Origin of the sequence: Enterobacter sp. SES19 (assembly GCF_011765665.1) — a bacterium.
Taxonomy (GTDB): Bacteria; Pseudomonadota; Gammaproteobacteria; order Enterobacterales; family Enterobacteriaceae; genus Enterobacter; species Enterobacter pseudoroggenkampii.
Window position 1 is genome coordinate 2,326,117 of record NZ_CP050320.1, and the last position, 14,953, is coordinate 2,341,069.

A 14,953-nucleotide genomic window follows, 5' to 3' on the forward strand; every position below is an offset into this window, starting at 1 on the left:
GGTCTGCGCCTCAGAACTCGTACTGGATCATTGATGACAGGGTGTACTGCATGCGGCTGTTAACCAGCGGGCTTTTACCCGCTTCATCAAGCAGGCAGGCTGCGCGACCGGTCACCCCAGCCGCCAGATTTTCACTGATGTGCCAGACCAGTTCGCTATCGACTCCAGCTTCCTGTAAACCCGAAGATGGGGAATACGCCTCAAACCCGGTGCGCTGAGACTGGTTCGCGGTGACGCCATAATGGCGCTGCTGATAGCCGCTGTTCGCCCAGGTGATGTCACCTGCGACCGAAAATTCGACGTCCTGCCCGCGCCAGAGGGTGGACTTTACGCCGCTGTTCACGGTCCTCGCCAGCTGCTGCGTCTCGCCACCGTACCGGTGTTTTTGCGTTGCACTTAACGCGCGCAGCCATATCATCCAGTCCTCGCGTTGATAACGCATTTCCGTGCCCGCCATCAGCATGTCGGCCATATCACCCATTCCCTGGAGATCACGGTTTTTTCGAGCGGAGAAGGGATAGTTAACCGTCTCTTTTCGCCCCTCATCAGAGGCCAGCAGCAGGCTCACGGCAAACGGGGCGTCGGGGTGATATGTCCATGCCAGCCCCTGCGTTGAGAGATCCCATTGCCCCCAGTCTTTACTCTTCAGACTCAGGCCGCCCTTCAGTAGCGGTCCGGGTGCGTAATGCCGCGATCCCGAATAAACGGGACTGACCGCGACGCCCAGACCCGCGTAACCGGACAGCTCCGCACCGTGTAAGGGGGCGCAAAGCACGATCCCCGCGAGCAAAACGCCATACAGCAGACTTCTTTTCATTCGATGCCTCTCCAGGCAAAAAGTAAGTTGAAGTGCGTGCAGGCTAGCCTGGAGTTTATCGTTTAACAATAAACATTTATTGTTTTACACTAAAATTGGTAGGGCGCTAAAGCTCTCACTACAAAAAGAGATGCGGCCGTGGAGGAAAGTACGATATCGTAACTCTATGATTGAATGAGGAGTTCGCAGGAACGCCGTCGCAACAGGACGATAAATGATTGATGACATCCGTTATCTGATAGTGTTTGCAAAGATTGCTGAAGCTGGATCCATTTCAGGTGGGGCAGAAGCGTTAGGGCTTACAACCGCAACGGCAAGCACGCATTTATCAAAGCTGGAAAAAAATCTTGGCTGCGCGCTGCTCTACAGAAACACCCGCAAACTTTCTCTGACTCACGATGGCGCAAATTTGCTGGAAACAGCTAAATCGATGCTGGCGCTGTATGAGCAGGGGGTCATTGAATTCAAGCAGCGTTCGATATCAACGGCGAATAAGCTTACTGTTTCACTTCCTGCCGTTTTTTTGAAGAGTGCATTTACCCGGCATCTGGCCGATTTTATAAAACGTCATCCGGGCATTTTACTGAATATCTCTTACAGTGATACGCGCAGAGATATTATTGCTGACGGTATTGATGTTGCATTTCGAATCGGCGAACTTCCGGACAGTTCACTGAAAGCACGCCATCTTTTTGTGCTGCCGCGCCAGGTCGTTGCTTCCCGTGATTTGCTCAGCCATTACCCGACGATTACGCATCCTGATGACCTGGCGCAACTGCCATGGATTGGACTCAATATGCGGCAGAATAGCCGGGAATTTCGCCATAAAAATGGGGAAGTGGCGGTCGTAACGTATACGCCTGGCGTGTATGTAGATAATGTCGAAGCCGCTTATGCGCTTGCCAGGCAACAAATTGGTCTCGCAGCACCTCCCCGTTATTTAAGCGAAGAGGACGTTAAGCGTGGAGACATGCAGGAAATACTCCCTGACTGGTCATTAGAACCGCTGAAAGTCTATGCCGTATGGCCTTCTAATATGTCGACCAGCAGTATTGCCTACAAATTGATTAATGATATTTATAACGCGATTGAGTCCCATACGTTATAACGAGTTTAAAATGCTAAAGAGAGCATGTAACACGCCGTAATAAGCAACAGTCCGCCCATCAACACGTTAAACGTACGGATCTGCTGCGTACTCCTGAGCAGCACCGACACTTTTTCTCCCATCATTGCCCAGGCAGAAAGCGACACATAACAGACTAAAAAATAGACCGCTATAAAGATGAATGCTGCCGCAGGGTTTGAGGGTTCGGAAAACATCGCTGCCCCTGAGGCGCACGCGGTCCATGCTTTGGGGTTAATCCATTGCATAACAAAACCCTGAACAAAACCGGGTGCATCCGTTTTTGTTAATGACATATCGGGCCGGGAAGACGCTATCTTATAGCCCAAATACATAATAAATAAAGAGCCGACAATATTAAGATACCGAAAAAACACAGGATATTTTTCGATTGCAGCGTAAAAACCGAAACAAATAAAGATAAGTAATAACGTAAACCCTATCGTTGCACCGGAGACAAATGAGAAGGTCTTTCTAAAACCGTGAGCGGCCCCAGACGATATAATTACCATATTAACGGGGCCAGGAGAAAATGAAAGCGTCAGTGAAAATATAAACATTGTGAAAATGAACAGCATTTTATCTCCGCGTGTTGGCTTATCTGTATTAGAGGTGCTGCGACGATTAAGTCGCGACTTTATTCGTCATGTATTCTGAATACTAGCTGTGAACATACGTCAGAGTAAGTGGCATTTATCTAAAGGTGTGTTTGATTTTTTGCACAGATCGCGCAGCGGCGGGGTAGCGCCTGCCGCAAGCAATCGGCAGGCGCGGGTGGCCCATAAGTAACAGATCCTAATATAATTTATATAATGCGTGCGGTTCCTGTGTCAGGCATATAACAGCGCTTGTGAGAAAACGGAAATAAGGTGGTAAACAAGGGATAGTCAATTTAACGGCAGGTAGATATCCGTTTGCAGCGCATGTTCAGGCATCTCGTGAATAAAGTTGAGGTAGTGGAAAAATACCGGGGCATCGCGCAGCGTTTCGCCGCTGGCCGGCAGCCAGTCGCGAAACATCGCCCACACCGTGGCGGAAATGGTATCCAGAGAACCCGTGTGACGCCCCACGGCGTAACGTCCGCCGTCGATTTCACCATTGGAAACCCCAAATTCATTTTCTGGTATCGCTTCAGCGATACTGCCGCAGATATCGAAGCGAAAGGCGTCTGCTGGCGTGGTTGCCGGGTCATCCCAGGCAATGCCAAACGTGCTGCTTTCGTGCACTGGCGATAAGCCCGTGGTTTTACGCCAGGCGATAAATGTCGCCGCGCTGTCATTAACCCTATCCGGGCTGCCACGGTGCTGCAGCATTGCCACTCGGGTCTGTGGGAAATCGACAATCTTAACTTCCATCGTTTTTTGCTCCTGAAAGGTCATTTTCGGTACGCGCTGGTGCCAGTTCAGCCAGTCCGGCTGTTGCCGAAACTGACGCGGGCTTTTTCCAAACGCATTTCTGAAGGCGCGACTGAACGATTCAGGGCTCTGGAACCCGGCATCGAGCGCAATATCAATCACCTTATCCTGAGGATTAAACGCCAGTCGCCAGGAAGCATGACGCAGGCGTAGCCACTGGATATAGCGATACAGAGGCTGACCGCTAAATGCCAGAAACTGCCGGTGAAAATGATAAGGCGAACAGCAGGCTAACGCGCTGAGCTTCTCCAGCGTGAGCGGTTCATCGAGATGGCGGGCGATATAGTCGCACACCATCGTGAAGCGCTCGCGGTAAGCCGTTTTGATTGCATCGTTCATTGCATCCTCCTGATGACCCACTTTGCCTCACCGAACGGCCAGAATCCTGACCGATCTTGCTAATTATGGAGAAGTTATACTGGCCGCATACCGTTGTGCGGCAGCAATCGCCCTGTCGTCAAAAATATACTGTTCGAAATGATGGCTTGCATCGGTGACGCGATAAATTTTCCATTTACCGTCTTCTATGCGCAGATACACTTTTAGCTGCAGTTTCCGCTCATTACCCACACCCAACTGAACGTTAACAACTTTCCCGGACGCAGAGTTAATCGCATTGCTTACGCTTAGGTCAGGGATCCACTCAGCCGCATAGTCCTGCGTATAGGTAAAATAGTCGGAACCGATAATTTCTTGTTCATAGAGAGAGGAAATTTTCTGCAGTCGGGAGAGTGTGTCTTGCGCAATATAGTCACGCATTTTTGGTGAATCGAGATTATCTTCTTTGCTGTCTGTAACGAAAGCAGTGAGGTAAAACTTGTAAAAGTCATGAGTACGTTTTTCCGGCGCATCCATTTGTGTTGAACATCCTGTCAGTAACAGGCATATCAAGAGAACGTAACGCATCAGCTTTTCCTGTAAATTTTGTAAGCGGGGCGTGCGGAGCGATATCCGGGGCCACCCCACATATCTCTTTGTCTGAAGTCAGAGTACCAGGTAGTGCCGTCATAAATTGCCATGTGACCCGCAGGATTACCGCCATCATAGGGCTGAGTAACTACCACATCGCCTTCCTGTAATGTTTCACCTTGCCCTAAAACTCGAAAACCTGCTCGTTCAAGGTTACTGCCATAGTCCTTTGCGTTAGGTGCATTGCCAATATCCACGCCACCTGCACGTATTGCCTTACGCGTAAATTCTCCACAGCGTCTTTGCGATGAAGTTCCCGCATTCTGGCGTGCGTGCAGGGCTGCTGCGTGTTTGTTCCATGCCATGTGTTAACTCCTGTTGTATATGAAATCGTCACTAAACAACGGAAGCTACAATCCGGTTAGGCAAATAATGTCATTAAAAAATTATATATTTCAGTGTCTTATATCTTTTTGATGTTTCATTTGCCTGGTTGATGATATGCAGTAGATACGCTGCTGTTGCAACGAAAACAGAAGGTTTACATCATCAGGAAAGTTAAATACCATACCCCCCTATAGTATCAGGAGGGCGTATGCCGCATTCACCCGAAGATAAAAAACGTATTCTTACCCGCGTCCGTCGCATTCGGGGCCAGGTTGATGCCCTTGAACGCGCGCTGGAGTCGGGTGACCCCTGTCTGGCCATCCTGCAGCAAATCGCTGCCGTGCGCGGGGCTGCCAATGGCCTGATGGGCGAAATGGTTGAAATTCACCTCAAAGACGAGCTGGTAGCGGGGGAAACCACGCCGGATCAGCGTGCCGTTCGCATGGCGGAAGTCGGCCATTTACTGCGCTCTTATCTAAAATAAATCCACATACCTGACAAGAAGGGAAGACATGATGAAATCTCGCGCTGCAGTTGCATTTGGCCCCGGCCAGCCGCTTAAAATCGTTGAAATTGACGTGGCACCGCCGAAGAAAGGCGAAGTGCTGATCAAAATCACCCATACCGGCGTGTGCCATACCGATGCGTTTACGCTGTCGGGGGACGATCCTGAAGGCGTCTTCCCGGCGGTACTCGGCCATGAAGGCGGCGGGATTGTGGTGGAAGTGGGTGAGGGCGTGACCAGCCTGAAGCCGGGGGACCATGTGATCCCGCTGTACACGGCGGAATGCGGCGAGTGTAAGTTCTGTAAATCCGGTAAAACCAACCTCTGCCAGGCGGTTCGCGCCACCCAGGGGAAAGGGCTGATGCCGGACGGCACTACCCGTTTCTCTTATAACGGCGAGCCTGTTTATCACTACATGGGTACCAGCACCTTCAGCGAATACACCGTTTGCGCGGAGATCTCGCTGGCGAAGGTAAACCCGCAGGCGCCGCTGGATAAAGTCTGCCTGCTGGGCTGCGGCGTGACCACCGGTATTGGCGCGGTGCATAACACGGCAAAGGTCAAAGAGGGCGATACCGTGGCGGTGTTCGGTCTCGGCGGCATTGGTCTGGCGGTGATTCAGGGCGCGGTGCAGGCGAAGGCCGGTCGTATCATCGCGGTCGACACCAACCCGGAGAAATTCAGGCTGGCGGGTGAAATGGGCGCGACCGATTTCGTGAACCCGAAAGATCACGAAAAACCGATTCAGGACGTCATCGTTGAGATGACCGACGGCGGCGTGGACTTCAGCTTCGAGTGTATCGGCAACGTGAACGTGATGCGTTCCGCGCTGGAGTGCTGCCACAAAGGCTGGGGCGAGAGCATCATCATTGGCGTGGCCGGAGCGGGTCAGGAGATTAAAACCCGTCCATTCCAGCTGGTCACCGGGCGCGTATGGCGCGGTTCCGCGTTTGGCGGCGTGAAGGGGCGTACCCAGCTTCCGGGTATGGTTGAAGATGCCATGGTCGGCAAGATTCAGCTCGATCCGTTCATTACCCACCGTTTACCGCTGGAGCAGATCAACGAGGCGTTCGATCTGATGCACGAAGGAAAATCCATCCGTACCGTTATCCATTTTGGCGACAAGTAACTCTTCTGCCAGCGGTTTTTCGCCGCTGGCGTTTCTTTAATAATCTTCTCTAAAGTGTGACCAGTGCGGCGTTTTTAGCCGTAATCTTAATCTGTGCCGTGCCGATGACTATTTAACAGGCGTGTTTTTACGCATCTTACCTACAAGAGAGTCGACGGTCATGGACAACACTACTTCGATGCTGGCGCAGCGCAAGCTGAGCTTCTTGCATCACATCAGGCTGGTTCCGCTGTTTTCCTCCATTCTCGGTGGCATTATTCTTCTGTTTGCCTTGAGCTCGGGTCTGGCGGGTTATTTCCTGCTGCAGGCCGATCGCGATCAGCAGGATGTCACATCCGAAATTCAGGTGCGTATGGGGCTGTCGAACAGCTCAAACCATCTGCGAACCGCGCGTATCAACCTGATCCACGCCGGTGCGGCAAGCCGTATCGCGGAGATGGATGCCATGAAGCAGAACATCAGCGAGGCAGAAACGCGCATTAAGCAGTCCCAGGAGAGCTTTACCGCCTATATGAATCGTGCCGTGCGCACCGCTGAGGGTGAAGCGCTGGAAGCGGATCTCAAGGCGCGGTACGACGCCTATATCGCGGGCATGCAGCCGATGGTGAAATTTGCCAAAAACGGCATGTTTGAAGCGATCATCAACCACGAAAACGAAACGGCGCGCCCGCTGGATGACGCTTACAACGCCGTACTGCTGAAGGCGATTAAGATTCGTACCGACCGTGCCAATGCGCTGACGGCGCAGGCGCACAGCCGCACGCAGCTGGGCCTGATGTTTATGGTAGGCGCGTTTGCGCTGGCGCTGGTGCTGACGGCGATGACCTTTGTCGTGCTGCGCCGCACGGTAATCAATCCACTGCAGCGTGCAGCGAAACGTATCGAGAATATCGCTAAGGGCGACCTGACGATGCCGGACGACGTGGCGGGGCGCAGCGAAATTGGACGCCTGACGCGCGATCTGCAAACCATGCAGCACTCGCTTGAAAACACCGTGGGCACCGTACGTCAGGGGGCGGAGGAGATCTACCGCGGCACCAGCGAGATTTCAGCCGGTAACACCGATCTCTCTTCGCGCACTGAGCAGCAGGCTGCGGCCATTGAGCAGACCGCCGCGAGCATGGAACAGCTGACCGCGACGGTGAAACAGAACGCCGATAACGCCCATCATGCCAGCAAGCTGGCGGAAGATGCCTCCGGTAAAGCCAGCCGCGGTGGCCAGATGGTCTCCGGCGTGGTCAAAACCATGGGCAATATCTCCAGCAGCTCGAAGAAGATCTCTGAGATTACCGCCGTGATTAACAGCATTGCCTTCCAGACCAATATCCTGGCGCTTAACGCGGCGGTAGAAGCGGCACGTGCGGGTGAACAGGGACGCGGATTTGCCGTGGTGGCAAGTGAAGTGCGCACCCTGGCAAGCCGCAGTGCGAACGCCGCAAAAGAGATCGAAAGCCTGATCAACGAATCGGTATCGCTGATCGACCAGGGCTCCGGCGAGGTTGTTGCCGCCGGTAACACCATGAATGAAATCGTCGACGCGGTGAAACGCGTTACCGACATCATGCTGGAGATCGCCGCGGCGTCCGATGAGCAGAGCCGCGGTATCGTCCAGGTGAGCCAGGCGATTTCCGAGATGGATAAAGTGACCCAGCAGAACGCCTCGCTGGTGGAAGAAGCCTCCGCGGCGGCGGCGTCTCTGGAAGAACAGGGCGCGCGTCTGACCGAGGCGGTCGGTGCGTTTAGGTTGAACGGTGCAAAGTCGGGCCGCGCGGTGACGGCTGCACCAGTGGCGAAGAACGCACCGCTGCGCCCGGCGGCGACGGTTTCCGGGGATAACTGGGAGACGTTCTGAGTGGCGTGTTGTGTCGGGTGGCGGCTTCGCCTTACCCGACCTACAAAATCTGACCTACAAAAAAGGGACCTTTCGGTCCCTTTTTCACATCTTATTTCTTATCGGGTAACGCGTACGCGATAACGTAATCACCGCGATCCGGCGACTGGCGGGCGCCACCGGCGTTAATGATGATGTACTGCTTACCGGTTTTCGGCGACACGTAGGTCATCGGGCCGGACTGGCTGCCGACAGGCAGACGGTCTTTCCAGATCTCTTTCCCGGTGGCGGTATCAAACGCGCGCAGGTAGAAATCCTGGGTACCGGCAAAGAACAGCAGACCGGACTGGGTAGAGAGCGACGCGCCCAGGGTCGGCATACCGATTGGGATCGGCATGCGCATGCGAATGCCCAGCGGGCCGGTATCTTCCACCGTGCCGACAGGGACCTGCCACACCAGCTTGCCGGTTTTCAGGTCAACGGCTGACATGGTGCCAAACGGCGGCTTCTGGCAAGGAATGCCCAGCGGTGACAGGAAGCGTTCACGCATCGCGCCGAACGGCGTGCCGTCCATTGGGACAATCCCCATCTCGATGCCGCTGGCGTTTTTCGCCACGTTCGCGCGCGGCACCATATAGTTTGCCAGGCCCAGGCGCATATCGTTGACGAACATCAGGCTGTTGTTCGGGTCAACGGAAACGCTGCCCCAGTTCATCCCGCCGAGTGAGCCAGGGAACTGCAGGGAACGGTCGAGACCCGGAGGGGTGAAGACGCCCTGATGACGCATCTCTTTAAACTGAATGCGGCACAGCAGCAGGTCAACAGGCGTCGCGCCCCACATGTCGGATTCGGTCAGCGTCTGGTTGCCAATCAACGGCATGCCAACGGAATACGGCTGGGTCGGAGAGTAGCGTTCACCCTCAACGTTACCCGCCGGAACGGGGCGTTCCTCTACCTTAGCCACCGGCTTGCCGGTTTCGCGGTTAAGCATGAAGATCATGCCCTGCTTGCTGGTCTGCACCAGCACAGGCGTGGTGCCGCCTTTACCGTCTGGCAGATCGTACAGCAGCGGCTGGGAAGGCAGGTCGAAGTCCCAGAGATCGTGGTGGGTGGTCTGGAAATGCCAGCGGACCTGGCCGGTGGCCGCGTCGACGGCGACGATGGAGGAGCTGTACTTATCGTCCAGCGCGGTACGCTCACCCGCCCAGAAATCCGGGGTGGCGTTGCCGGTTGGCAGGTAGATCAGGTTCAGTTTGGCGTCGTAAGACATCGCAGACCAGACGTTCGGCGTGCCACGGGTGTAGGTCTGGCCTTCCGGCGGCAGGCCGGTCAGGTTCGGATTACCCGGATCCCACGCCCAGGCCAGCTTACCGGTGTGGACGTCGTAGGCGCGCACCACTCCCGGCGGTTCGCCGGTAGAGTAGTTATCCGCGACGCGACCGCCGACCACAACAACGTTCCCGGCAACCAGCGGCGTGGAGGTCTGCTGATAATACCCGGGCTTGATCTCGCCCATGCCGACGCTCAGATCCACGGTGCCATGGTCGCCAAAGTCTTCGCAGACCTTGCCGTTTTCCGCATTGATGGCAATCAGACGGGCATCGGTGGTGGGCAGGAACAGGCGGCGAGGGCATGTCGCTGGTGATGTCCCTGTCTGTGACGCTGTCACGTTTGCATGATCTTCAAAGTAGCCCAGACCGCGGCAGCGCTGCCAGTTCGGTGCGGTGGCTTTGGAATCATAACGCCATTTTTCTTTACCGGAATCCACGTCCAGCGCCAGCACTTTGCTGTATGGGGTACAGACATACAGCGTGTCGCCAATCTGCAGAGGCGTGTTCTGATCCTCCGCGCCCGAGCCGTTGCTCTGCGGAATATCGCCGGTGTGCGCAACCCACGCGACCTTCAGCGAGCTGACGTTTTGCTTGTTAATCTGGTCCAGCGCGGCGAAACGGTCGCCGTGGGTTGTGTTGCCCCAGTGCTCCCAGTTCTTTTGCTGCTCGCCGGGTGCGACGGGTTTCACCGGCACGGGCTCGTTCGCTGCCACGAGGGTTTGCGGCTTAAACATCCAGCCCAGGCTGATCAGCATGGCCAGCGCGAGCACGGCCGCGACGCCAAAAGCGGGCGCCTTGTTCGCGGCGCTGCGGTTCGCAGCACGCAGGAAAGGCCAGACGATGGCGCAGAGGAAGGCCAGAACGGCAAAGGTAAACAGGCGAGAGAACAGCGGCCAGAAATCCCAGCCCGCATCGCTTACCGCCCAGAACAGCGAGGCAATAAATGCGATGCTGTAAAGCACGATCCCGCTGGTGCGGTTGAGGAAAATCAGGATCGCGGCAATCACCATCACCACGCCCATGATCAGGAAGTATCCACTTCCGCCTACGGTGGCGAGCTTTAAGCCCAACCCGCCGACGGCCAGACCGATGAGCATCATCAGTCCGGCAAGAAGCCACTGCAGAATACGAGGTATCCCGCGCGGCGCGCTGCCAAATGCCATGTCTTTCTCCTTTCTATCCCCCGCAGCGTCGGGCATGTACCAGTTGGGTAATAATTGCGGGAGGAATAATGATTAATACGAGTGAATTCGGTTTTATAAAATGATTTGCGAACCATTTGGTGAATTCACCGTTATGATAAAACTGTTAAATTGTTTTACGCAATTGTTAATGAATTATTCCGCATTAATTGATTAACGCACGGGCTAGTCCCCTCTCCCTAAGGGGAGAGGGTTAGGGTGAGGGGTGAAAAAGGTGTTATACCGGCATTGATTTACGGATAGCGCTCAGCAGCGTCTGTGCGCCCGTGGAAAGGGGGGTATCCACCCGGGTCAAAATGCCGATGGGTTCGCCGGCACCTGGGGAGGTAATCGGCAGGGCGATCAGAGTTCCCTGGCGTAAATCATCTTTTACCGCGCCGGAGGGAACGAACCAGACGTAGTCATAATCCAGGGTGAGCTGGCGTGAAAGCGAGGCCGACAGCGTTTCGATACACCCTGAAGGGAGCGTACATCCCTGCATCTGCAGCAAGGATTCGGCGGTCTGGCGGGGGACGGTCCCTTTCGGGCATACCACTACCGGCCACTCCATAACGCGGCTTAGCGTCACCGTGTCCTGCAGCAGGGGATGATTGGGACGAACCACCAGCTTCAGGGACTCCAGGAATAACAGTTCGTAATTGAGACCGCCCATCAGTTCTGGGTCGGACATGCGACCGATACCGATATCCAGCTCGCCCGATTTCAGCCCCGCGAGCAGCATGGTGTTATTCATGGTGGCAACCTGAATTGTGGTATGCCGCTGCTGCTTGTGGAACTGGCCGATAACCGGCGGAAGAATACCCAGCGCTGCGGTAGGCAAGGCGCCCACGCGTACCACCTCACTGGATTGCGCTTCTTTTCGATGCAGGGACTGGCCCGCGGTATTGAGCGCATCCAGCACTTTTACGGCGTGCGTAAGGAACTGTTCGCCCACGATGGTAAGCTGTGCGCCCAGCCGCCCGCGGTCAAAAAGACGGGCACCGGTCAGCTGTTCCAGCTCGTTGAGGGTTTTCGAGAGCGCAGGCTGGCTCAGGTTAAGAGTTTCAGCCGCACGCCCCAGCGTTCCCTGTTGAGCGACGGCTACAAATGTATGCAAATGGCGCAAGCGTATGCGCTGACTGAACAGACCATTTTTTTCCATAGGCGATGTTAAAAACAGAGCGATGCGGGTGACAAGTTAAGTTGTTTAATTTTGATAACCTGATAGCAAAATATTTTTAACATTTGATCTGTTTGAGTTACAACATGTTTTTCGGCAGGGGAATAAGAGTGAACGTCCTTGTTCATTTATTGCTCTTTACTGAGGGGGAAGGGTTAAGCGGTTAGATCACGCCGTCACCGCCGTCAGAACACCACACCTGGCCGGACGTAAATGAACATTCATCCGAGGCCAGCGTGACGTACAGCGGGGCAATCTCGACGGGCTGACCTGGACGCCCCAGCGGTGTATCTCCGCCAAACTCCTTCACTTTTTCCATCGGCTGCCCGCCGCTGGACTGCAGTACCGTCCAGTAAGGCCCAGGGGCAACCGCGTTGACGCGAATGCCTTTTGGACCCAGCTGTTTGGCTAAGGATTTGGTAAATACCGCCAGACAGGCTTTCGTCTGGGCGTAGTCCAGCAAAACGGGGCTGGGCTTCACCGCCTGAACGGAGGAGGTATTAATGATAACGGAGGAGGCTTTCAGGTGGCGCAGGGCCGCTTTGGTGATCCAGAAAGGGGCATAGACGTTGGTTTTAAACGTCGCGTCAAAATCCTCGGTGGTCAGGTCTTCAAGCGATTCACGGAACTGCTGACGCCCCGCGTTATTGACCAGAATGTCCAGCCCGCCCAGTTTCGACACGGCTTCTTCGACCAGATTCTGACAGAAGGTTTCGTCCCGGACATCCCCAGGCAGCGCGACGGCCTTGCGACCTTCCGCTTCGATCAGGTCGATGACCTCAGAGGCATCTTTTTCTTCTTCAGGCAGATAGTTGATGGCAACGTCAGCGCCTTCACGGGCATAGGCGATAGCCACCGCGCGACCAATACCGGAGTCTCCGCCGGTAATCAGCGCTTTTTTGCCGGCAAGGCGGCCATGTCCTTTATAGCTTTTTTCCCCGTGGTCGGGTACAGGCTGCATTTCGGATGCCAGTCCCGGCGGCGTTTGCGGCTGTTCCGGGAACGGGGGCTGCGGGTAAGCGTTCGTACGTTGTTTGGTATCACTCATAGCTGACTCCTTAAGCCAAGGGGTGAGATTTGATGGATAACTGCAGCGTTAACGCTTCGCTGAATTATTTCTGCAAACGATCAACACGGACGACGGCAGGAGATGATTTTTTATCAAGCGAACCGTTGATACTGATCATCTGGTCGGGTTTTACCGTTCTGCCGTCGAAAACTGCCTGGGGAATAATAACGTCGATTTTTCCGGTTTTATCCTGAAATACAAACTTATCGCCGCTACCATCAATAAGATTACCGCGTAATGAAATTGTCGCACCGTCGTGCATTTGTTTTGCCTGATCGATGGTCATAATACGCGCATCGTCGGTTCCGCGATATCCGCTATCAAGCGCGTGCGGTGGCGGCGGGGCTTCACCTTTTTGTAACCCGCCGTTATTATCAGCCCATGCGGTTGGAACCAGAAATATCAATAAAGCGGAAATAAGTGATAATTTCATCCTATATCCTTCATTTTGGGTGTCTTGACTTATTAAGTATTGTTGCTATTCCTTTATGTGGCAAATGTGATAAGTCCTAAAAACATTCGCGTGAAAAATCAAACTTATCGGATAATAAGCGAAACGGTGACGATGACCATGAAGCGTGAAAATGAAAAGTTACCCGGGATAGATGAGCGTTATCGTTTGCTGACGTTTGAATACGCGTTTCGTCAGGTCGGTTTTATTGTTCTGTTGGCTATTATCGTCGCGGCGATTGCCGGTCTGTTTTCCAGCGGAATGGTCAGCGACACGGTCAAAATGAATTCCGCTAAATCACTGACCATAAACTATGAACGCTTTGGACGGCGGGAGACAGAAACGCGAATGGAGCTGGCGTTCCCGGTGCAGACAGAGGGAAAGTATGTCCTCAGCATGACCAGCGAGAGCAGCGAGGTTTACGAGCCTGGCAGCGTCTGGCCGCAGCCTGACAGCATGTTCAGCCGAGGGAAGACCCTCTATTTTGTCTATAACAATCTGAAAAAGTCAGACAGCTTTTCTGTGTTACTCTTCACCACGCCTTCCAGAGCCGGTAAATGGAACACAGTCATCCGCGTCAACAGCGAGCCGGAGATTAACATCTGGCAATTCATTTACCCGTAGGAGGCTGATATGGATATGGTCTTTCGCGCGCTGGCGATTTATCTGTTCCTCATGGTGGTATTTAAAGTGGCCGGACGTCGCGCGCTGTTGCAGATGACCAGCTTTGATCTCATTCTGCTCCTGATAATTAGTGAAGCGACTCAGCAGGCGCTTCTCGGACAAGATTTCTCCGTCACCGGCGCGATGATTACCATTACCACGCTGGTGGTGGTAGATATTATATTCGGACTGATGAAGAAATATTTTTCCCCGGTTGAGAATATTCTGGATGGCACTCCCGTGATTCTGGTTGAGAACGGCGTGCCGTTAGCCGACAAACTGAAAAAAGTGGATGTCTCCTGCGATGATATTCTGGTGTCAGCCCGGCAAAATAATGGCATCACGGAAATAAGCGATATTAAATATGCCATACTTGAACGCAATGGGCATATTTCGATCATTCCTTTCGAGAAATAAGAGGCGGAAAGATGAGCAATCTTTTTCACGACAACAATTATACCGTGGGTGAACTAACAAAAAAGCTGGCAAGCAAATTAACCGATCTCGGACTTCGCTTAACCACTGCGGAATCCTGCACGGGCGGCAAGCTCTCGGTGGCGCTTTGCGCAGAGGAAAACACCGCCGAATTTTATGACGTCGGCCTGGTCGTGTTCAGCGATGAAGCCAAAACGCGGATCCTCGGCGTGCGCCCTGAAACGCTCGCGCGCTATACCGCCGTCAGTGAACAGACGGTGACCGGGATGGCTGCCAGTATTCGCGACATCGCCCAGGCGGATATCAGCATCGCCATCAGCGGCTACGCAGGCCCGGAAGGGGGCGACGACGGCACGGCGGCGGGGACGGTCTGTTTTGCGTGGAACATCCGCGGCGAGACGAAGACTCGCACCGTGCTTTTCTCCGGTGACTGTCAGGACGTGGTGGAAAAAGCGGTGCATTTCTCGCTGGCCGAGCTGCTGGCAGCATTGTCGGACGGGCATAACGGTTGATTTCACGAGGAG

At 54.2% G+C, this 14,953-nt stretch carries 16 protein-coding genes; 7 read left to right on the forward strand and 9 right to left on the reverse strand.

The features are described 5' to 3' along the window. Window positions 1-10 precede the first annotated feature (10 nt). A complete protein-coding gene (locus tag GXP72_RS11030) occupies window positions 11-817 on the reverse strand; it encodes a MipA/OmpV family protein (protein ID WP_208763879.1) in 807 nt (268 codons plus the stop codon). A 214-nt stretch (window positions 818-1,031) separates the two neighbouring features. Here GXP72_RS11030 and GXP72_RS11035 point away from each other — a divergent pair, with 214 nt between their 5' ends. Continuing rightward, window positions 1,032-1,925, forward strand: a complete 894-nt coding sequence (locus GXP72_RS11035) for a LysR family transcriptional regulator (protein ID WP_208763880.1) — start codon at window positions 1,032-1,034, stop codon at window positions 1,923-1,925. Window positions 1,926-1,930: 5 nt separating this feature from the next. On the opposite strand, the gene GXP72_RS11040 is transcribed toward GXP72_RS11035, so the two are convergent. The 4 genes from GXP72_RS11040 to GXP72_RS11055 form a co-directional block, all read right to left on the reverse strand. Next, window positions 1,931-2,521, reverse strand: coding sequence for a LysE family translocator (locus tag GXP72_RS11040; RefSeq protein ID WP_208763881.1), 591 nt, complete (start codon window positions 2,519-2,521; stop codon window positions 1,931-1,933). A gap of 309 nt (window positions 2,522-2,830) precedes the next feature. After that, window positions 2,831-3,697 carry an AraC family transcriptional regulator gene (locus GXP72_RS11045; RefSeq protein ID WP_208763882.1) on the reverse strand — a complete coding sequence of 289 codons (867 nt, stop codon included), beginning with the start codon at window positions 3,695-3,697 and terminating at the stop codon, window positions 2,831-2,833. A 63-nt stretch (window positions 3,698-3,760) separates the two neighbouring features. Beyond that, window positions 3,761-4,264, reverse strand: coding sequence for a YbjP/YqhG family protein (locus GXP72_RS11050; protein WP_208763883.1), 504 nt, complete (start codon window positions 4,262-4,264; stop codon window positions 3,761-3,763). Then, on the reverse strand, window positions 4,264-4,632 hold the full coding sequence (locus GXP72_RS11055; protein ID WP_157189152.1) for an NlpC/P60 family protein: 369 nt from the start codon (window positions 4,630-4,632) through the stop codon (window positions 4,264-4,266). The genes GXP72_RS11050 and GXP72_RS11055 overlap by 1 nt, the downstream gene beginning before the upstream one ends. A gap of 230 nt (window positions 4,633-4,862) precedes the next feature. Here GXP72_RS11055 and GXP72_RS11060 point away from each other — a divergent pair, with 230 nt between their 5' ends. From GXP72_RS11060 to GXP72_RS11070, 3 genes are all read left to right on the forward strand, one after another. Next, the gene (locus GXP72_RS11060) at window positions 4,863-5,138 is read left to right on the forward strand and encodes a metal/formaldehyde-sensitive transcriptional repressor (protein WP_021242544.1); all 276 of its coding nucleotides are present in this window, start codon (window positions 4,863-4,865) and stop codon (window positions 5,136-5,138) included. Window positions 5,139-5,169: 31 nt separating this feature from the next. Beyond that, window positions 5,170-6,288, forward strand: a complete 1,119-nt coding sequence (locus GXP72_RS11065; protein ID WP_021242543.1) for an S-(hydroxymethyl)glutathione dehydrogenase/class III alcohol dehydrogenase — start codon at window positions 5,170-5,172, stop codon at window positions 6,286-6,288. A gap of 160 nt (window positions 6,289-6,448) precedes the next feature. Further along, window positions 6,449-8,140, forward strand: a complete 1,692-nt coding sequence (locus GXP72_RS11070; RefSeq protein WP_208763884.1) for a methyl-accepting chemotaxis protein — start codon at window positions 6,449-6,451, stop codon at window positions 8,138-8,140. 91 nt (window positions 8,141-8,231) lie between these two features. Here GXP72_RS11070 and GXP72_RS11075 read toward each other — a convergent pair whose 3' ends face one another. From GXP72_RS11075 to GXP72_RS11090, 4 genes are all read right to left on the reverse strand, one after another. Beyond that, a complete protein-coding gene (locus GXP72_RS11075; protein ID WP_208763885.1) occupies window positions 8,232-10,613 on the reverse strand; it encodes a glucose/quinate/shikimate family membrane-bound PQQ-dependent dehydrogenase in 2,382 nt (793 codons plus the stop codon). 256 nt (window positions 10,614-10,869) lie between these two features. Then, entirely contained in the window at window positions 10,870-11,793 is a 924-nt protein-coding gene (locus GXP72_RS11080) for a LysR substrate-binding domain-containing protein (protein WP_024908406.1), read from the reverse strand. Window positions 11,794-11,974: 181 nt separating this feature from the next. Continuing rightward, a complete protein-coding gene (locus GXP72_RS11085) occupies window positions 11,975-12,859 on the reverse strand; it encodes an SDR family oxidoreductase (RefSeq protein ID WP_048991107.1) in 885 nt (294 codons plus the stop codon). 64 nt (window positions 12,860-12,923) lie between these two features. Then, entirely contained in the window at window positions 12,924-13,313 is a 390-nt protein-coding gene (locus GXP72_RS11090; protein WP_024908408.1) for a YdeI family stress tolerance OB fold protein, read from the reverse strand. 138 nt (window positions 13,314-13,451) lie between these two features. Between GXP72_RS11090 and GXP72_RS11095 the strand changes: the two genes are divergently transcribed. From GXP72_RS11095 to GXP72_RS11105, 3 genes are read left to right on the forward strand one after another with little or no spacing between them, the layout of a single operon-like run. Then, a complete protein-coding gene (locus GXP72_RS11095) occupies window positions 13,452-13,955 on the forward strand; it encodes a hypothetical protein (protein WP_032647825.1) in 504 nt (167 codons plus the stop codon). A 9-nt stretch (window positions 13,956-13,964) separates the two neighbouring features. Beyond that, complete coding sequence (locus tag GXP72_RS11100) at window positions 13,965-14,411, forward strand: YetF domain-containing protein (RefSeq protein ID WP_023335661.1); 447 nt, start codon at window positions 13,965-13,967, stop codon at window positions 14,409-14,411. 11 nt (window positions 14,412-14,422) lie between these two features. Continuing rightward, on the forward strand, window positions 14,423-14,941 hold the full coding sequence (locus GXP72_RS11105; protein WP_061715180.1) for a 2-oxo-tetronate isomerase: 519 nt from the start codon (window positions 14,423-14,425) through the stop codon (window positions 14,939-14,941). The last annotated feature ends 12 nt before the right edge of the window (window positions 14,942-14,953 follow it).